Source organism: Sulfitobacter sp. 1A12779, from assembly GCF_043557315.1.
Lineage (GTDB): Bacteria > Pseudomonadota > Alphaproteobacteria > Rhodobacterales > Rhodobacteraceae > Sulfitobacter > Sulfitobacter faviae.
The window spans coordinates 104391-122625 of the sequence record NZ_JBIFFU010000010.1; the positions used below are offsets into that span (position 1 = coordinate 104391).

Here is an 18235-nt window from a genome sequence, read left to right on the forward strand (position 1 = left end):
CCGGTCAGAACCACCCTGCCGCGACACCGCCGCCAACGATGAGCGTGATGAGGAGGATGCTCGCAACACCGAAGATCCCGTTCCACCGCAAGCCGATGGTCAGCGGCCGCTCGCCCACGATGGAGGAGGCGTAGACCACCGCCGTGATGGCCGGTCCCATGCAGATGATGCTGCTCCAGCCACCAGCCAGTGCAAGGCCCAGAGCAAGCGGCGACAAACCTTCCACGCCGACGCGGTTGACCACCTCTGCCAGCAGGACCACCGAGATCATCGGATGCACGCCCAGCAGCCCCGTCAGAAACACCGTCATGATCAACAGCACGACGGTCAGCACAGGCCGCGTTGCGATCCAGCCAAGATGGTCGGCAATCCATTCGACCGGAACGACCTCCAGCGCGACGAGGCCGATGAACCCCGCCGACGCGATGACGCTCATTTCGGTCGCGAAACCCGGTGCCTGGGTCACAAACCGGCGCGATATACCGGCAAGGCTGCCACTGCCGCTGCGCATAACCGACCAGAGCAGCGCATAGATCGGCACGATGGTGATCAGGACGGTCTGGAAACTGTACTGGGTCAACCGGTCCAGCGTGACCACGGCGGCGCCCAAAAAAAGCACATGCCCGGACACGATCAGGACGGCCCAGGGGCTCCAGTCCGGCAAGTCACCGCTCAGGGCCGGTGCCCGGCCGCGCGCCGAGGGCGGGCGCCACCATTCCACCGTGTCGAACAGCCATCCCAGAAGAAACAGAATCCCGGCCAGAGCAATCCCGTAAGGCGCCAGGGTCGTCCATTCGAGCCCCGGTATTGTGAGAATCATCAGATTGAGAGCGATTCCGAACGGCGTCCAGAACGCGATCGAGGAAAACCCCCGCATACAGGCGCTCACCATCCTGCGCTTGCGAGCCTGGAACACGAATTCGTCCATCTCGTGCCGATGCGCCGCCAGCCCTTTCATTATGATCTCCAGCATCACCCCAAGCCCGCCGAGATTTAGAAGCACCCCGAACAGATGCCCGCCCGCACCCAGAGAGGCGTAGCGACGGGTCGGCGGCTGCAGTGTCAGGAATTCACCGGCAACCTCGACAATCGGGTCTTGGGTGGCCGCGATGCGCAGGAAGGCGACAGCCGTCAGCAGAGCGGACAGGAACACGACGCGCCCCGCCGCCTGGACGAAGATGCCGGGGTCGATTCCATTGGCCAGCGCCAGAAGGGCGATCGCGAGCGAGAAGAAAAGCAGCACCCATCCGACACGGGCGATGTAGCGGGACGAAATGGCAAGATAGATGCAGAAAAACGGCGCGGCAGCGATGGACGCGACGGCGGAGGGCAAGACACCCTGAATGATGGCAGCGCCAAGACAAATCAGCAGACAAATGGCCGTAAACCTGTTGCGCTTGCCGGAACGTTTCAGGCGCTCGACAGGCGACATCTGCCCCCCCTTTTCCGAAGGCGCTCGTTGTGTCTGTGACGCAACGGCAGATGCGGTCTTTCATGGCACGACGGCGGAAATGCGATGCCGACAATTTCCCATTCACAGGCAAGGACACACAAGGTGCTCATCTTGTCGGCGCAGGGCGGACTAGCCCGGATTTGTGGTGGCACTGACCGCCTTGGTTCCGGGCCTCCGAGGATACATCGTCTGGCGGTCAATGACACAACGATGCCTCGAAATGTCTCTCCGCACATGCGTGCTTGTCTGCCCGACTTTTCACGCCGATACCCTCAACCACGTCTGTTCTTCTTTCCGAAGTTCTACGGTCACGTCCAACGCCCGATCCTGCACGGAAACAGAGGAAGGATGAGCACCCAGAATATCCAACGGCAGCAAGGATCACAACGCAAGCATCCCGCTCCAACACATATGTGCGAAAGAGTGGGGCCGAGAGTTGATAGCGCCCGCCTTGATGAGGCAATATGCAGTGTCAGAGAAAGAAGTGGATGATCAGCGATTTCACCATCCGTTTGTCGCGGTTCGTCGCCGCGCCGCACCGGCTGAGCGTTGCAGACGCCGAGCAGGCCGCGCTTTGCGTTGAGGATACCATAGCCGCCATCTATGGCGGGTGGCATGAACCGGTGGTTCGCCGGCTGGCGGCGCTTGACGCGGGCGGACCGGCAGTCCCGGCAGGAGCTGCTGAAGGTGGCAGTCCCGAACAGGCCGCGTTCCTGAACGCGGTTGCCGGTCATGCGCTCGATTTCGACGATGTCCATACGGTCAGCGTCACCCATCCCAGTGTTGTAATCGTGTCGGCGCTGCTGGCCACCGTGGATGTCCGGCCGGACACGGCCGGCCGCATTGCCCCCGCGCTTGCGGTCGGAACAGCCGTCAATGTCGCGCTCGGTCAGATCCTGGGTTTTGGCCACTACAACAAGGGCTGGCACGCAACGTCGACCATCGGGGTTCTGGCATCGGCGGCAGCGGTCGCGCATCAGCTTGGGCTCGACGACGACGCAGTCCGCAACGCCCTGTCCCTGGCCGCGTCGCTGGCCGGGGGAATGCAGATCAATTTCGGCGCCATGGCGAAACCGATCCAGGCCGGAAACGCCGCCCTTGTCGGATTGCGGGCCACCCGGATGGCCGAGGCCGGCATCACGGGCGCCCCGGACATCTTCGCGGCGCGCGGCTTCTTCGACCTTTATGCCGGCCCGGACGGGATTGCGGCCGACCCCGCAGCGGTGGAACCGCGGATCGATCTGGGCACGGTGTCCCGCAAGCTGTATCCCTGCTGCTACCTCACCCACAGGATGATCGCCGCCGGGCGGCACCTTCACGCCGAACGCGGCGGCGAGGCGGTGCCCGAAGGATCGGTGATTGAAATGACAGTGCCCGAAAGCGTCATGGTCCCGTTGCATGTCACCGACCCCAAAGATGGAATGCAGGCCAAGTTCTGTGCCGCCTATACGCTCGCCGTGGCCCTGCAGCAGGGCCAGGTCGGGCTGGTGGATTTCGAAGGGGACAGCCCCCATCGCCCCGCGGTGCGCCGGCTTATGGACATGGTGCATATCCAAACCATGCCGGAAGCGGGGCGGGATCACGCTGGCGTGGACCATGGGACGGTCCATGTCCGCCTGCGCAAAGGGAACGTAACCCTGGCCGAAACCTCGGTCGCGGCGCACCCCGGCTCTCCCTCGGATCCGGCAACCCCTGCCGCGATCGGCGACAAAATCGCCGATTGCCTCGGAAAATATCGCAGGGACGGGGGCGCGGCGCCCTCTGCCAGTGCGTTCCGCCGGGATCTGCGCACGCGGCTGCATCTGCCGCCACTGCGAGAGGCGTCGGCCCCCGACGGGCAAAAAAACCATGCGCGGCAGGACAAGCCCGTGAAGGAAATGTCCAGCGCCGATCAAACACCGTCTGAAAGGACCGTCTGATGGAATCGATGATTCATGACATGGCAGAGCGACTGTTCCGCGACCATGTCACCCACCGCATGCGCGAAGACGCCGCCTCGGGACAATGCCCCGAGGCGCTCTGGACGCAGATCGAGGAGGCAGGGTTAACCATGGCGCTGGTGCCAGAGGACGCAGGCGGTTTCGGCGTGCCACCGGCCGAGGCGCTCGGTCTTGTGCGTATTGTCGGGGCGCATGGCCTGCCCTTGCCTCTGGCTGAAACCCTGATCGCAAACGCCGTTCTGGCGGCCGCGAATATGGCCCTTCCCGGTGGCAGGCTGACCATCGCCGAAGGCGAAGCGCTGCGGTTGGAACGGCGCGGCAAGAAGATCCATGCGAGCGGGCATCTGACACTGGTGCCCTTTGCCCGCTGGGCGAACCGGATCGTGACCATTGGCGTCCTGGACGGTGTCGATCACGTCCTGTCCCTGCCGGTGAAGGATCTGATCGTTGACCCGGCGCAGGATTTTGCCGGGATGCCACGCGACGACATCGAACTCGATTATACCCTGACAGAGACCGATGTCACCCCCTTGCCACGACCCGTGGGAGGGATGCGCGGGCTTGGTGCACTTATCCGCAGTCTTGCCACCACCGGGGCGATGGAGACCATCCTGAAGATGAGCGTTCAATACGCCAACGACCGGGTGCAGTTCGGACGGCCAATCGGCAGGTTCCAGGCGATCCAGCACAATCTTGCGACAATGGCCGGAGAAACCGCAGCCTCGCGCACGGCCGCCGAGATGGCGGCCGGCAGCTATGACACACCGGCCTTTGCGCTGGCCGTTGCCGCCGCCAAGGCCCGCGCCGGAGAAGCGGCCGAGAAGGTCGGGGCCCTGGCCCACCAGATTCACGGGGCCATCGGTTATACCCAGGAACACGCGCTTCACCATTTCACCAAACGGATTTGGGGCTGGCGTGACGAGTTCGGCACCGAGCTTGACTGGACCAGGGAACTTGGGCGGGCCGCCCTGTCGAGCCCCCACGACACCTTCTGGCATTTCATCACAGACAGCGCTGCAAAAGGGACCCAGGCATGACCCTCACCGCTTTTTCTCCCCCCCCGCCCGGCGCCGACTATGACGACCTCCGGCAAGAGGTCCGCGCGTTCCTGGCCGACGAACTGGCCGATTTCCCGCCCATAAAACGCGCGCAGTCGTGGAATGGGTTCAGCCGTGATTTTTCACGAAAGCTGGCGCAGCGCGGCTGGGTCGGCATGACCTTCCCAAAGGAATACGGCGGCCATGCGCGCAGCGCGCTTGAGCGGTATGTCGTGTCCGAAGAGCTACTGGCCGCCGGTGCCCCGGTGATTTCGCACTGGATCGCAGATCGGCAGAGCGGTCCGCTCATACTTGCCAAGGGCACCGACGATCAGAAACGCCGGATCGTGCCGCGCATCGCCGCGGGCGAACTGTGTTTCTGCATCGGGATGAGCGAGCCGGATTCCGGCTCGGACCTGGCGGCGACGCGCACGATGGCCACCGAGGTCGACGGGGGGTTCCGGATCAACGGCACGAAGGTCTGGACGACCTATGCGCATGTCGCCGATTACATGATCCTGTTCTGCCGCACCGGCAAGAGCGACGACCGCCACGGCGGGATGAGCCAATTTCTGGTCGATCTCAAGGCCACCGACAACATTCAGATCACCCCGATCATCGACTTGGGCGGTGAGCATCATTTCAACCAGGTGGTATTCGACGATACCTTTTTGCCCTCCGATGCGCTGCTGGGCGAAAAGGGCGAGGGCTGGTCGCAGGTCATGAGCGAACTGGCGTTCGAGCGCAGCGGCCCCGAGCGGTTCCTGTCGTCGTTTGCCCTGATCGAGGAACTGATCCGATTGCTGCGCGACGACGCAACCGAAGCGCAGCAGGCCGAGATTGGCCGTTTGTCCGCGCATCTGATGGTGCTGCGGCAGATGTCACGATCGGTGGCCGGAATGTTGAACGAAGGAGAGAACCCGTCACTTCAGGCTGCCATTGTCAAGGATCTGGGAGCGCTTTTCGAACAGGACATTCCGCGCCTGGCCCGAAGTCTTGTGTCGCGCCCGGCGGTGCCTGGCGGGAGCGATAGCTATGCGGCTGTTCTGGCGTATACCGAACTCGCCGTTCCGTCGTTTTCGTTGCGCGGCGGCACACGCGAAATTCTTCGCGGTATCATTGCGCGGGGACTCGGACTGAGATGATCCCGCCTGCGGAATGACAACAACGGCGGGCGGCACACGTCTAGTGCCGGCCGGTTTCCCCAACCTCCGAACGATAGCCGAGTGCTCGGGAGAGCTGTTCAGCGGCCGTTTTGGCAGCGGCAACATATCGCTTCTTGTTACGCTTGGCGCGCTCCAGAGGAGCACCAATCACCAATGCTCCTGCCAAGTGTCCGTCGGCGCGAAAGACCGGAACCCCGAACCCCGCTGCATCTACATGCGCGGTTCCAGCTGTACTGGAATACCCGGTTTTGCGAATCTCCGAAATTAACCCGCGCAGTTCATTTTCATCGGTGATCGAATTAGGCGTCAGCGGCTTTAATTCAGTGCGCCGAAAATAATCGTCCAGTTCCTGCTGCGTGTCAAAGGCCAGCATGACCAGCCCCGATGCCGAACAGAACAATGGCCGGTTGATCCCCTGTTGGGCGACATACCGAACGGGCTGGGGGCTTTCGATGACCGACGAATAAATGACTTTCTCGCCGTCCCGGACAGCAAACAGGATGGTTTCACCGGTCTGGTTAACCACATCATTCATCACCCCGCGCAGGACCGATTCGAACGGGTGGTTGGTCAGAATTGACTGGGCGAACTGAAAAATCCTCGGACCCAGAAAGTAATTGTCTTCCTCGCGCATCAGATACCCCTTCTCGGTGAGGGGCCGAAGCAGCACCAGCAAACTGCTCTTGGGGCAATCAATCGCGATGCTGAGTTCCGAAAGAGACATGTGACGTTTGCAGCGCGCCAAAAGATCGAACAACGCAAGGATACGCGTCAAGGACCGGGGCCCTTCCGATGTGCGCCCGGCGGCTTCGGCTGGGCCAGATTGCGCGGTTTTCATAGTCATGTCTCCAGTGCCGCTATCCGGAACAGGCCTATGCCTTTCCTGGCTCTTTATCCGTCATGCGGGCCTTGATCATCCGCAACGGCGTATACTCCAATACCTGTTCTCCGGTTTGCTTGAACACCTTGTTTCGCGTCCGCACCAATCCGCGGTTCGGACGGCTCTTCGACCGGCGCGATTCTGTTACCTCGACCTCACAATGGATGGTGTCCCCGGCAAATGTGGGCCCCATGACCTTCAGTTCCATGTCCAGAAAGGCAAAGCCGGTATGTTGCATTGTGGATTGGGTCAAGAGCCCTTCCATAAAGGTATAGACCAGCGCACCGGGCGCGGCGAAACCGGGGATATTGGATTCCTTCTCTCGGAAGTCACGATTGATGAACAAGACCTCAAGCATGCCGGTAACACTTACAAAATTCGTGATATCGGTTTCGGTGACGGTGCGGCCAATGGTCCGAAACCTGCGCCCCACTGGCAAATCTTCATAACAAAACCCGAGTCCTACAGTTTCCATTTCGCACAATTCCCTTGATCAGTTCCATTTTCTGAGAGGGTTCGGCCACATCTGTCCTGCGCCCGGAACACGCCCCGGTTCCTTCACGTTAGGCGGCAAGCTCCGCAGCAATCAATCGACTGCCTCGTTTTTGCGGCTTTCACGTCGATTGAGCACATTCTTGATGAATCGCATTCTTCGCTCCAGTGGCCCCTTTTTCCACGCCACAGCACATATGTGGTTTTACGCGGCTGGTGCCGGATAGCGTTTGGGACATACCGAACGCGTACCTTACCTTTTTGTGAACAGGCGCCAAATGCCATGACCCGAAGAGGACCAGCATGAATTTCGGCTTTTCCGACGAACACGATGCCATACGCGACACGCTGGCACGAATGCTGAGCGATCACGCCACTCTCGCGGTGGCGCATGACTGTCTTGAGGCTGCCGACGGGTTCGATTCCGCAACCTGGACCGCCTTGGCGGACGGCGGATGGCTGGGCCTTGCAATTGCCGAAGACTACGGGGGGGCGGCGATGGGGGCGATCGAACTGGCCATTGTCGCCGAAGAGATCGGCCGTAGCCTGGCCGCCATACCTTTTGGCCCGGTTCTTGGCCTGGCGATCCCCGCGATTCAGGACTTGGGCACGCAAAGCCAAAGGGAAAATCTGCTTCCCCGGATCGCCGAAGGCCGCATGATCGTTACCGTCGCGCTTGCCGAGGATGGAGGGTCTGCACCGGAACGGGTCTCGGCAAAAGTGCTGCAGGATCGCCTTTCGGGACGGAAATCGCCAGTTTCGTTCGCATCCGATGCGTCATTCGCGATCGTCGCCGCCCTGGACGAAGGCGGCACCGCGCGCCTTTATCTGGCGGATCTTTCGGACCCCTCGGTGTCGATCAGCGCGCTGGATGCGATCGACCGCACCCGTCCGACGTCCGAGATCGTCTTTCACGACACGCCGGTTGAACTGCTTCCCGGGTCCGATCCCGCAGCGATCCGGACTCTTCTGGACGGCGCCGCAGTGTTGGCCGCCTTCGAACAGATCGGCCTGGCCGAGCGGGCGCTTTTCCTGACCAGAGACTATGCCTGCGAGCGGCAGGCGTTCGGACGCCAGATCGGCAGTTTTCAGGCGGTCAAGCACCGGCTCGCGGACATGTTCGCCAAGATCGAGCTGGCACGGTCCAATGCTTTTTTCGGCGCCTGGGCGCTGGCGAGCGGGGATGAACGGCTGTCCGAAGCGGCGGCGGTAGCACGCCTCGCGGCTCTCGATGCAGTGCAATTCACCACTGAGGAATCGGTGCAGCTTCACGGTGGGATCGGGTTCACCTGGGCGGCCGACCCGCATTTGTTTCTGCGGCGAGGATGGCAGTTGAAGGCCGAACTCGGCCTGGCCGATTTGTGGCGCGAGCGGCTGCTTTGCAATCTGGCGGACGGCCAAAGGGCCGCGAACTGACAAGGACAAAGTGCAGATGGATTTCAGCGACAGCCCGGAAGAAGCCGCGTTCCGCGCCAAGGCGCGCGACTGGCTTGATGCCACCGCGACCCGCCGCAATGGAAGCGAAAAGGCCCAGGACCATTTCATGGCCCGCGACGCCGACGAAGTTGCCCGTGCGCGCGACTGGCAGGCACGAAAGGCCGACGCAGGCTGGGCGGGGCTGACATGGCCCCGTGCTTTCGGTGGGCGTGACGCCACTCCGATCGAGCAAGTGATCTGGAATCAAGAGGAAGGGCGCTACGCCGTCCCGCCCAACGTCTTTCTGATCGGGATCGGGCTGGTCGGGCCTACGGTCATGATCCACGGCACCGAAGACCAGAAAACAAGATTCCTGCCCCGGGCTCTCACGGGCGAAGACATCTGGTGCCAACTTTTTTCCGAACCCGCCGCCGGGTCCGATTTGGCCGGTATCCGCACCCGTGCACGCCGCGAAGACGACGAATGGGTGATCTCCGGTCAGAAGGTTTGGACCTCGGGGGCGCATTATTCCACTCACGGCATCCTGCTGGCGCGCACCGATCCACAGGTGCCCAAGCACAAGGGAATGACCATGTTCCTTGTGGACATGTCCGACCCGGCCATCGAAACCCGTCCTATTCGCCAGATTTCGGGCAGCTCCAGTTTCAACGAAGTGTTCATCGACAACCTGCGCGTGCCAGACAGCGCCCGCTTGGGCGGTGTATCCGAAGGGTGGAAAGTGGCGCTGACCACACTCATGAACGAACGGTTCAGTATTTCCGTCGGCCGGGCCAGTGGCGGTGCGCGGGCCGAGGAATTGATTGATCTGGCTACCCGTGTCGAACGGAACGGTCGCCCGGCCATCGAGGACGACGAGGTGCGCGCGCGCATTGCCGATTTCATCGCGCGTCAACGCGGACTGGAATTCACCTCTTACCGGGTCATGACGTCGCTTTCGCGCGGCCAGGCACCGGGTGAAGAGGGCTCGATCGGCAAGCTGTTGCTGGGCAAGCTGCGGCAGGAAATGGGCGCTTTCGGGATGGATCTGGCGGGAACTTCGGCGGGCATATCAGCCAAGGTCGGGGATGACGTGGCGCGCTGGCGAAACGAATACCTGACCGCGCCGGGCAACCGGATCGCGGGGGGATCGGACGAGATCCAGCGCACGATCATTGGCGAACGCATTCTCGGGCTGCCGCCTGAAATACGCGTCGACAAGGATGTCGCGTTTTCAGAGCTTTGATCTGAATGGGCGCCACCCGGGACCAACGACCAACAAGGAGGAGAATATCATGAAGTTCAAGATAACCGGGATCGCTGCCGCATGCCTGGCAATGGCCACCTCGGCTGGCGCGCAAGACATCGATCTGCCTGACGTGATCGCTTGGTCGGCCTATGACACGGGATCGGCCGGTCATGCGCATTCCATAGCCATCGGCAACATGATGCGCAGCAAATACGGATCGACGGTCCGCGTGCTTCCGGGGCGAAACGACGTCTCGCGGATGACGCCGCTCAAAAACGGGACGGTCGATTATTGCCTGTGCGGCATCGCCTCCTATTTCGCTGCCGAAGGGGTTTTCCTTTTTGCTGCGCCTGAATGGGGCCCGCAGCCGATCCGCGCGGTGCTTCAGGCTGTCGGCGACTACGGTCTGGGTGTCGCCGTCGCGGCCGATGCCGGCATCGAGACGATTACGGACCTCAAGGGCAAACGGGTCGGTCGCGCCGTCAGTTCGCCGGCGATCGATGTCAACATGGAGGGGCTGCTGGCCTTTGCGGACCTGACATGGGACGACGTGGAGGCAGTGGAATTCTCGGGCTATGTGAACACGCTCCAGGGCATTCTCGAAGACCGTGTGGATGCCGCCTTTGCACTGACGACGACCACCGTAAACTACCAGATCGAGTCAAGCCCGCGCGGCCTGAAATGGCTTGAAACACCCGCGGACCAGACAGAAGCATGGGAACGCTACACCAGCGTAACGCCCTTCGTGACACCGCATATGGTGTCTGTGGGGCCGGGCATCGACCCTGCCTCCCCACTGCCCATGGCGCAGTACCCCTATCCGATCCTGGTCACTAACTCCGATCAGGATTCCACCGAGGTGCGCAACATCGTAGCCGCGCTTGACGCAGGGTTCGACGATTACAAGGATGCCGCCCCCGGTGCCAATGCGTATGCGATTGATCGCCAGATCCTGTCTTGGGTGATGCCATGGAGCGATGGCAGCGTTGCCTACTTCAAGGAAAAGGGTCTGTGGACACCGGAAGCCCAGGCAAACCAGGACAAATTGGTGGAACGGCAAGAGGTGCTCTTGCGGGCCTGGGGCACATTTGTCGGGGACGCTCCAGAGGGTGAAGAAGAATTTGCCGCTGCATGGATGAAAGCCCGTGCCGACGCACTGGAAGCGGCCGGCCACGAAGTCTTTTTCCGCTGATGCGACACAGCGCGGCGCCCCACAGGCGCCTTGCACAAAGCAACGCAGCACAAAACTGGAATACGGGCATGGCACAGGAAACACAGGAAGCGCCGGCGCAACCGACCGGTATGGGCACCCTGCCCGCGTTTGTTCGCTGGTCGCTCGTCGTCTCGGCGCTGCTTTTGACCGCGGCGTCGGTCAACCATCTGTTCAATCTGGGCTTCTTCATGAACGTCCGGTTGCTTGAAATTCACTACCTCTACGTGATGCTTCTGCTGACGCTGCCACTGGTGTTCCTTGTCTTTCCCTGTTCAAAGTCAGATCCTTACGGATCGACGCGATGGTGGGATTACTTTCTGGCCCTGCTGGCCCTGATCACCTGCGCCTTCTTTGCCTACTACGGGCGCAGCGTGGTGAACAAAGGGTGGGATTTCGCCGCTCCTCTTAATGCCGTGATCGCCAGCTTCGCCTTCTGGTTCCTGCTGCTCGTGGCCGCGCGCCGCACCGGCGGCTGGACGCTGTTCGCGGTAATCCTGGTATTTTCCATCTACCCCATGATCGCCAACTATGCGCCCGGCCCGATCCAGGGCTTCCAGCGCTCGCCCGTCGAAACGGCGATCTTCCACGCGATGAGCGGCGAAAGTGTGCTGGGCATACCGATGCGCAGCTTTGTCAATCTTGTCGTGGGGTTCATGATCTTCGGCGTTGCGATGCAACATACCGGCGCAGGTCCGTTTTTTATCGACATCGCCTTTGCCGCGCTCGGAAATGTCCGGGGCGGGCCGGCCAAGGTAGGAGTTCTGACCAGCGGGCTGACCGGTTCGATGAGCGGCAGCGTGATCACCAATGTGCTGACGACCGGATCAATTACCATTCCAGCGATGAAAAAGGTGGGGTTCAGGCCCACTTATGCGGCGGGGATCGAAGCGGCGGCGTCGACGGGGGCGGTGCTGATGCCCCCTATCATGGGCGCCACGGCCTTTGTCATGGCGACATTCCTGGCGACCGACTACACCAACATCGTTGTGGCGGCGGTGCTTCCTTCGCTGTTCTACTTTTTCGGCCTGTTCGCACAAATCGACGCATACTCGGCGCGCAACGGACTGAAAGGCGTTCCGCGCGCCGACCTTCCCAGGATCGGCAAGGTGCTGCGCGAAGGCTGGTACTTTCTCGCCGTCTTCGGGCTGCTGATCTGGATGTTGCTCTACCTCAAGCGCGAGGCGATCGCTCCATTCTATGCGACCGCGCTGCTTCTTGTCCTGAACCAGCTGCTCTCAAAATCACGCTGGGGGCGAAAGGAGCTGATGAATTTTCTGATCGCCACGGGACAGTTGTTCGTCGAACTTGTTGCCATTCTTGCGGCGGTCGGGCTGATCGTCGGCGGACTGGCGGTGACCGGGATGTCCGGGACGATCTCGAACGATCTGCTGTTCATCGCGGGCGGCAACATCTTTCTGCTTCTGCTGCTGGGGGCTTTGACCAGTTTCATTCTTGGAATGGGCATGACCGTGACCGCCGCCTATGTGATTCTGGCGGTGTCGCTGGCACCCGCCCTGGTCGCCGGCGGGCTCGATCCGATCGGCGTCCATTTATTTATCCTTTACTGGAGCATGCTGAGCTATATCACCCCCCCCGTCGCGCTCGCGGCTTTCGCCGCGGCGGCCATCGCCCAGGCCAAACCCTTTGCGACGGCCTTCGAAGCGATGAAGCTTGGAAGCATCGTCTATATAATTCCCTTCTTCTTCGTCCTTGATCCGGCGTTCATCCTGCAAGCCGGTCCACTCGAAAGCCTGCTTACGGTTCTGCGCGCCGGTCTCGGCATTCTGCTGATCTGCGCCGGTATTCAGGGGTATCTGTTTGGCGTCGGGCGGATCGAAACCGGACTGCCAGGAACAATCGCCCGCGTCCTTCTTGGTATTGCCGGTCTGGCCTTCGCCTTTCCCTCGAACGCGGGTCTGGCGGTTCCGATCCTCGGCGCGGTGGGCGCAGGTGCCGCTATGGCGGCAGTGGCTGTCGCTTTGGTGATGGTCTCGGCCAAGCAGGAGACAGCGTAATATGAGCGCACAAGACGGCAGACCGGACATCCCCGCCCCGTTCAACGCATTGCTCGGCGTGCGCTTCGTCTCGTGGTCCGATGGCAAAGCCGAGCTGCGGTTGGCCATCGGACGCGATCACCTGAACGGCGCTTTTTCGGTGCATGGCGGTGTCTACGCGACCATGCTGGACAACGCGGTCACCTTTTGCGCGGCCTACGCGGGGGATGGCCGCCCAGGTCATCGCTGCCTTACGCTTTCGCTTACCACCAGTTTCGTCGCCCCGGCGACCGAAGGAGACACGCTGACGGCCCGCGCGCGCATTGTCGGGGGCGGACGCAAACTGGTTTTTGTACAGGGCGAGATCTTCAATCAGGACGGGCACCATCTGGCCCATGGCGATGCCGTGATCAAGCGGCTCGCACCACCGTCGTGACCACCTGAGTGAACCGATGGTGAGCGAGACCAAACAAACGAAGGACAAAAGGAGACAGAAATGATCAACCCGATGGCATTGGACAATCAAGTGGTTATCGTCACAGGCGCCGGACAGGGTATCGGCCGCGGTGTGGCGGCGCTGTCGGCAGAGCTGGGCGCCAAGGTCGTGGTGAACGATCTGAACGAGGACGGCGTCAAGGAAACCGCCGAACAGATCGGTGGCAATGCCCGCGCCATCGTGGGGAATGTGGCCGACCCGGACTTTCCCGGGAAGCTCGTGAAATTCGCCTTCGACGAATTCGGCGACATCAACGGGCTTGTGAACAACGCCGGGATCGTGCGCGCCGCGATGATCCACAAGATGGACCGGGCCACCTGGCAACAGGTCATCGACGTGAACCTCACCGGTGTCTTCGCCTGCCTTCAGGCCGTGGGGACCTATTACAAGGACCGGGTCGAAAAAGACCCCGAAAGCGCCGCGCGCCGTGCCATCGTGAATATCTCATCCGATGCCGGGCGTCGCGGCACCATCGGTCAGATCAATTATGGCGCGGCAAAATCCGGGGTTCTGGGCCTGACAATGAGCGCCGCGCGTGAATGGGGCCGTTACCGCATCAACGTCAATTCAGTCTGTTTCGGAATGGTCGAGACACCAATGACTGAGACCATCCGCTCTGAAAAATTCGCCGACAGGTATATGGCGCAGATTCCGATGGGACGGATGAGCACCCCTGAAGAAGTCGCGCAGCCCGTCTGTTTCCTGTTGTCCAACGCGGCATCCTATATCACCGGCCAGCACCTGAGCGTGAACGGTGGCTTCCACATCGGGTTCTGAGATGGCCGGCATTGGACAAGGCCCAGGGCCGGACGCCGTCTTCGCCGCGAAGCTGGCCGAGGGCGTCTTCGAGATTCAGAAATGTGGCGGCTGCGGCACCCATGTATTCCATCCGCGCGTGATCTGTCCGGCCTGCGGCAGCGCGGATCTGGGATGGTTCGCGCCAACCGGGAGGGGCACCGTCTATGCGCGAACGGTCGTGCGCCGAAAACCGGAACGAGGCGGCGATTACAACGTGGTTCTGGTGGACCTGGAGGAAGGGGTACGAATGATGTCGCGCATCGACGGTATCGCGCATGACCAGATTGTCGCCGGGCTGAAAGTAACCGCGTCGATCGGCGAAGGCGCCGAAGGTGACCCCGCCGTGGTTTTCCGGCCAGAAGGAGAAGCAAATTGAGTTTACGGGGAAAAGCCGCCATCGTCGGTGCAGCGCTGGCAGGCTGCGGCGAGGCCCATGGCAAAAGCTCGATGGAGATCACAATCGAGGGGGTGCACGGCGCGCTTGCCGATGCGGGGATCGCACTTGGCGAGGTCGATGCCGTTGCCACCTGCCAGCCGCTGGATATGCTGTCGGGTCTTACACTGGCGCAGGAATTGGGCTTGAACCCCAGGTTCACGATGAACAACCGCATGGGCGGCTCGTCGTTCCTGTCGCACACGCTCTGGGCCGCGATGCTGCTCGAATTGCGGCTCGCTGATACCGTGTTGATCTGCTACGGATCGAACCAGCGCACCGCCTCGGGCAAGCTGATGACTGCGCTTGGCCTGCCGACCTACGAGGCCCCCTACCGACCGTTGTTCCCGCTGTCGTCCTATGCGCTGGCCACAGACCGTCACATGACGCAATTCGGCACAACGCGCGAACAGCTGGCCGACGTGGCGGTGGCGGCCCGGGCCTGGGCCCAAAAGAACCCCGACGCTTTCATGCGCGATCCTCTGACGCGCGAGGATGTCATCGCCTCGCGGCCGGTTTCCGACCCTCTGCGGGTGCGCGACTGCTGCCTTGTGACCGATGGCGGTGGCGCGATTGTGATGCGCCGGGCCGAGACGGCCAAGGATCACCCCAGACCTCCGGTGTATTTGCTGGGCGGCGGCGAGGGCACGACGCACCGCGACATCTCCGAAATGGCGGACCTGACCGTGACCGGCGCTGCGCAATCAGGGCGAACGGCCATGGACATGGCGGGTGTCAAACCCGCGGACATCGACGTGGTCCAGCTCTACGACGCGTTCACCATCAATGTGATCCTTTTTCTAGAAGATCTGGGCTTTTGCAAGAAAGGCGAAGGCGGTGCGTTTGTGGCGAACGGCGGCATCGCGCCTGGCGGCCACCTGCCGGTCAATACCAATGGTGGCGGCCTGTCATGCGTGCATCCCGGGATGTACGGCATCTTCACGCTGGTCGAGGCGGTGCGGCAACTGCGCGGCGATGCTGGCGATCGCCAGATCGGCAGTGCCGAACTGGCCCTGGCCCACGGCAACGGCGGTGTCCTGTCCAGTCAGGTGACGAATATCCTGGGCACCGAAGCCACCCTCTGAACAGACGAAGGAAGCAATGAAGCGGCCCTTCTTGCGAAGGGCCGCTGTGTATTCAGGCCTGAAACGGCTCAGTTCGGGTAGGTTGCGAAGTCGATCTTGGAATAAATCTCCTGACGCAGAAGGTCTGCATAAGGCTGATGATTGTCCCGGATCGGTTGCAGCGGCTCAACCAGACCGTGCCATTTCTCGATCAGCTCGCGATAGGTTGCGATCAGCGGTTCCGGATCTTCGATGCCGCGTTCCTCGCGCGAGATGCGGGCGATCTCTTCAAGATCGGCGGTGCGGAAATCAATGAGATCCTGAAGAAACTCAGGCGACGGCTGGTGTACCTGCAGGCCAAGCCCACCCGCCTCTTTCAGCACGTCGAGATCGTCGGTTTCGTAGTACACCTCGGTCTGCGCCACGGCCTCGGGTATGTTCTTGACGAATTGCTCGCGTTGCTCCGGCGAAAGTGAGATCCAGAATTTCGGGCCGGCGGCAAAGATCGAACCGGAATGATAGGTGCCCAACGGCAACTCCGTCAGGTGCTTGGCAACCTCGATCAGACTGTGCCCCTTGAGCGCACCGACCGGCTGCACCGCAGCGGTGACGACACCGTGGCTCATCGTGTCGTACATCTCGCTCGACGGCACGTTTACCGGCTCTGCCCCAAGGCGTGTCGCCCAGCGGTCCCAGACCGACCCGCCCGTGCGCAGCTTGACCCCTTGCATATCGCTGATTTCGACGATCGGCTTGGTGGTCAGCAATACATAAGGCGCAGTGCTGATCCCGCTCAGCGCCACCATGCCGTTCTTTGCGAACTCGTCCTTGCACGGCTGGCAGTGCAGCATCACGAATTCGCTGGTCGCGCCGGCCATGGCATAGTGGTCCTCGCCCAAAAGAGCGAGATCGGCGACGAGCTGCGCATAGGGCATTTCCGACCTGAAATAGGTCAACGCCAGCAGACCTACATCGGCGACGCCGTCGCGCAGGCCGGACAGTGTTGGCTTGGGGCCAAGCAAGGCGCCGCCGGCAAACAGCTTGAAGTCGAAGGCATCCGGAAATTCAGATTCGGTCATTTCGGCAAAGGCGGCATGGCCACGCGATGTCGCGTGATTGGGTGACGTCCAGTTGGATATAGTCACCCGCTTTTCGGCCAGGGCCGGTGTCGCCGCTAGAACGGTCGTCGCCGCCAGCGCGGCAAACGCATTGGTCAGTTTCATGTGGTCTCCTCCTCTTTTTCAAGACCCCGCTATTGCGCGGGGTTCGTCACGGCCGGGATGGCCAAATCAGTTGCCGAGCTCTGGCAGGAACATGATCAGTTCGGGAAAGGCGACCATGATGATCAGGACCACCACATCCGCAGCCAAAAACCACAAAACACCCTTGAAAATCAGTGAAATCGGGACCGCATCACCGACGATGCCCTTGATCACGAACACGTTCAGCCCCACCGGTGGGGTGATCAGAGCCATCTCGACCAGCTTGGTTGCAAGCACGCCCAGCCAGATCAGGCTGATATGGTTCGCCTCGTAGATCGGCAGAAGGATCGGCAGCGTCAGCAGCAGGATGCCCAGCGGATCGAGGATCATGCCCAGCAGACAAAAGATCACGGCCGTGCCGAAAACCAGCATCACATAGCTGGCCCCCATATCAATCACCAGGTCGGTCATCGCTTCGGGGATACCGCTGATCGCCAGAAACCTCGAAAACAGGTTGGCACCGACCGCGATGATGAAGATCGCCGCAGTCATTTTTGCAGTGTCCATCAGCGCGATCCTGGAAACTTTCCAGTTCAGGGTGCCGCGCGCCGCCGCAATCACGAAGGACAACGCCGCCCCGACAGCCCCGGCCTGCGTGGGTGTGAATATCCCGGTGAACAGACCGCCGAAAACGCCCACCACCAGCAAGATCACGGGCCATGTCTCGCTCAGGGCCTCCAGCCGTTCGGACCATGTCGCGCTTTCGTCGAGCGACGGCGCGAGCGCGGGATTGATCCACACACGAACGATGATCACGGCCCAGTACCCCAGCATCGTCAGTACGCCCGGCACGATCGCGGCCAGAAACAGCTTGCTGATCGCGACCTCGGCAAAAATACCGTAGATGATCAGAAGGATGCTCGGCGGGATGAGCGACCCCATGGTGCCGGCTGCGGCAACCACGGCGGTACTCAGCCCGGGATCGTAGTCGCGCTTCAGCATTTCCGGCACCGCGATCCGGCCCATTGCCGCGGCGCAGGCCAGGCTGGAGCCGGCCGCCGCCGAAAACAGCGCCGCGCCGCCCACGCTGGCGACCGCCAGCCCGCCCGGCAGGAATGACAGCCAGACCCGGGCGGCCTTGAAGATCCCGCGCGTGATGTCGGTCTGGTAACAGACGTATCCCATCAACAGGAACATCGGGATCGAACTGAGGGTCCAGTGCGCGGCAAAATCATAGGGCACCGCCGTCAGCAGGCCGAAAGCCGCGCCGCTTCCCAGCATCGCCCAGAACCCGAAGAAGGACACGATACCCAGCGCGACCGCGATCGGAACGCGCAGCAAGACCAGCAGGATGACAGAAACGATGCCGCAAAGGCCGATCTGGAAAAAGCTCACCGTTCCACTC

The 18235-nt window shown here is 61.7% G+C and carries 16 protein-coding genes; 11 read left to right on the forward strand and 5 right to left on the reverse strand.

Going from position 1 to position 18235, the window contains the following annotated elements; all coding sequences use genetic code 11:
* Window positions 1-4 precede the first annotated feature (4 nt).
* Complete coding sequence (locus ACGYLQ_RS13185) at window positions 5-1432, reverse strand: hypothetical protein (protein ID WP_027264347.1); 1428 nt, start codon at window positions 1430-1432, stop codon at window positions 5-7.
* A gap of 509 nt (window positions 1433-1941) precedes the next feature.
* Between ACGYLQ_RS13185 and ACGYLQ_RS13190 the strand changes: the two genes are divergently transcribed.
* From ACGYLQ_RS13190 to ACGYLQ_RS13200, 3 genes are read left to right on the forward strand one after another with little or no spacing between them, the layout of a single operon-like run.
* Window positions 1942-3372 carry an MmgE/PrpD family protein gene (locus ACGYLQ_RS13190; RefSeq protein WP_027264346.1) on the forward strand — a complete coding sequence of 477 codons (1431 nt, stop codon included), beginning with the start codon at window positions 1942-1944 and terminating at the stop codon, window positions 3370-3372.
* Complete coding sequence (locus ACGYLQ_RS13195) at window positions 3372-4430, forward strand: acyl-CoA dehydrogenase family protein (RefSeq protein ID WP_027264345.1); 1059 nt, start codon at window positions 3372-3374, stop codon at window positions 4428-4430. Before ACGYLQ_RS13190 ends, ACGYLQ_RS13195 begins: the two co-directional genes overlap by 1 nt.
* Window positions 4427-5575 carry an acyl-CoA dehydrogenase family protein gene (locus tag ACGYLQ_RS13200; RefSeq protein WP_027264344.1) on the forward strand — a complete coding sequence of 383 codons (1149 nt, stop codon included), beginning with the start codon at window positions 4427-4429 and terminating at the stop codon, window positions 5573-5575. The genes ACGYLQ_RS13195 and ACGYLQ_RS13200 overlap by 4 nt, the downstream gene beginning before the upstream one ends.
* Before the next feature lie 40 nt (window positions 5576-5615).
* On the opposite strand, the gene ACGYLQ_RS13205 is transcribed toward ACGYLQ_RS13200, so the two are convergent.
* Entirely contained in the window at window positions 5616-6371 is a 756-nt protein-coding gene (locus ACGYLQ_RS13205; RefSeq protein WP_237267661.1) for an IclR family transcriptional regulator, read from the reverse strand.
* Between the two features lie 97 nt (window positions 6372-6468).
* The gene (locus ACGYLQ_RS13210; protein WP_036051571.1) at window positions 6469-6951 is read right to left on the reverse strand and encodes a MaoC family dehydratase; all 483 of its coding nucleotides are present in this window, start codon (window positions 6949-6951) and stop codon (window positions 6469-6471) included.
* Window positions 6952-7271: 320 nt separating this feature from the next.
* Here ACGYLQ_RS13210 and ACGYLQ_RS13215 point away from each other — a divergent pair, with 320 nt between their 5' ends.
* From ACGYLQ_RS13215 to ACGYLQ_RS13250, 8 genes are all read left to right on the forward strand, one after another.
* On the forward strand, window positions 7272-8384 hold the full coding sequence (locus ACGYLQ_RS13215) for an acyl-CoA dehydrogenase family protein (RefSeq protein ID WP_027264341.1): 1113 nt from the start codon (window positions 7272-7274) through the stop codon (window positions 8382-8384).
* 16 nt (window positions 8385-8400) lie between these two features.
* Window positions 8401-9627, forward strand: a complete 1227-nt coding sequence (locus ACGYLQ_RS13220; protein ID WP_027264340.1) for an acyl-CoA dehydrogenase family protein — start codon at window positions 8401-8403, stop codon at window positions 9625-9627.
* Window positions 9628-9676: 49 nt separating this feature from the next.
* A complete protein-coding gene (locus ACGYLQ_RS13225; RefSeq protein WP_027264339.1) occupies window positions 9677-10822 on the forward strand; it encodes a TAXI family TRAP transporter solute-binding subunit in 1146 nt (381 codons plus the stop codon).
* A 68-nt stretch (window positions 10823-10890) separates the two neighbouring features.
* Window positions 10891-12858 (forward strand): TRAP transporter fused permease subunit, encoded by a 1968-nt coding sequence (locus tag ACGYLQ_RS13230; protein WP_027264338.1) that lies wholly within the window; start codon window positions 10891-10893, stop codon window positions 12856-12858.
* A 1-nt stretch (window position 12859) separates the two neighbouring features.
* Window positions 12860-13273 (forward strand): PaaI family thioesterase, encoded by a 414-nt coding sequence (locus ACGYLQ_RS13235; protein WP_036051569.1) that lies wholly within the window; start codon window positions 12860-12862, stop codon window positions 13271-13273.
* Window positions 13274-13333: 60 nt separating this feature from the next.
* Window positions 13334-14110, forward strand: coding sequence for an SDR family NAD(P)-dependent oxidoreductase (locus ACGYLQ_RS13240; protein ID WP_027264336.1), 777 nt, complete (start codon window positions 13334-13336; stop codon window positions 14108-14110).
* A gap of 1 nt (window position 14111) precedes the next feature.
* Entirely contained in the window at window positions 14112-14507 is a 396-nt protein-coding gene (locus ACGYLQ_RS13245; protein ID WP_027264335.1) for a Zn-ribbon domain-containing OB-fold protein, read from the forward strand.
* Entirely contained in the window at window positions 14504-15649 is a 1146-nt protein-coding gene (locus ACGYLQ_RS13250) for a thiolase (protein ID WP_027264334.1), read from the forward strand. The genes ACGYLQ_RS13245 and ACGYLQ_RS13250 overlap by 4 nt, the downstream gene beginning before the upstream one ends.
* Window positions 15650-15717: 68 nt before the next feature.
* On the opposite strand, the gene ACGYLQ_RS13255 is transcribed toward ACGYLQ_RS13250, so the two are convergent.
* Both ACGYLQ_RS13255 and ACGYLQ_RS13260 read right to left on the reverse strand, forming a co-directional pair.
* Entirely contained in the window at window positions 15718-16851 is a 1134-nt protein-coding gene (locus ACGYLQ_RS13255; protein WP_027264333.1) for a C4-dicarboxylate TRAP transporter substrate-binding protein, read from the reverse strand.
* Between the two features lie 66 nt (window positions 16852-16917).
* On the reverse strand, window positions 16918-18225 hold the full coding sequence (locus ACGYLQ_RS13260; RefSeq protein WP_027264332.1) for a TRAP transporter large permease: 1308 nt from the start codon (window positions 18223-18225) through the stop codon (window positions 16918-16920).
* Between the last annotated feature and the right edge of the window lie 10 nt (window positions 18226-18235).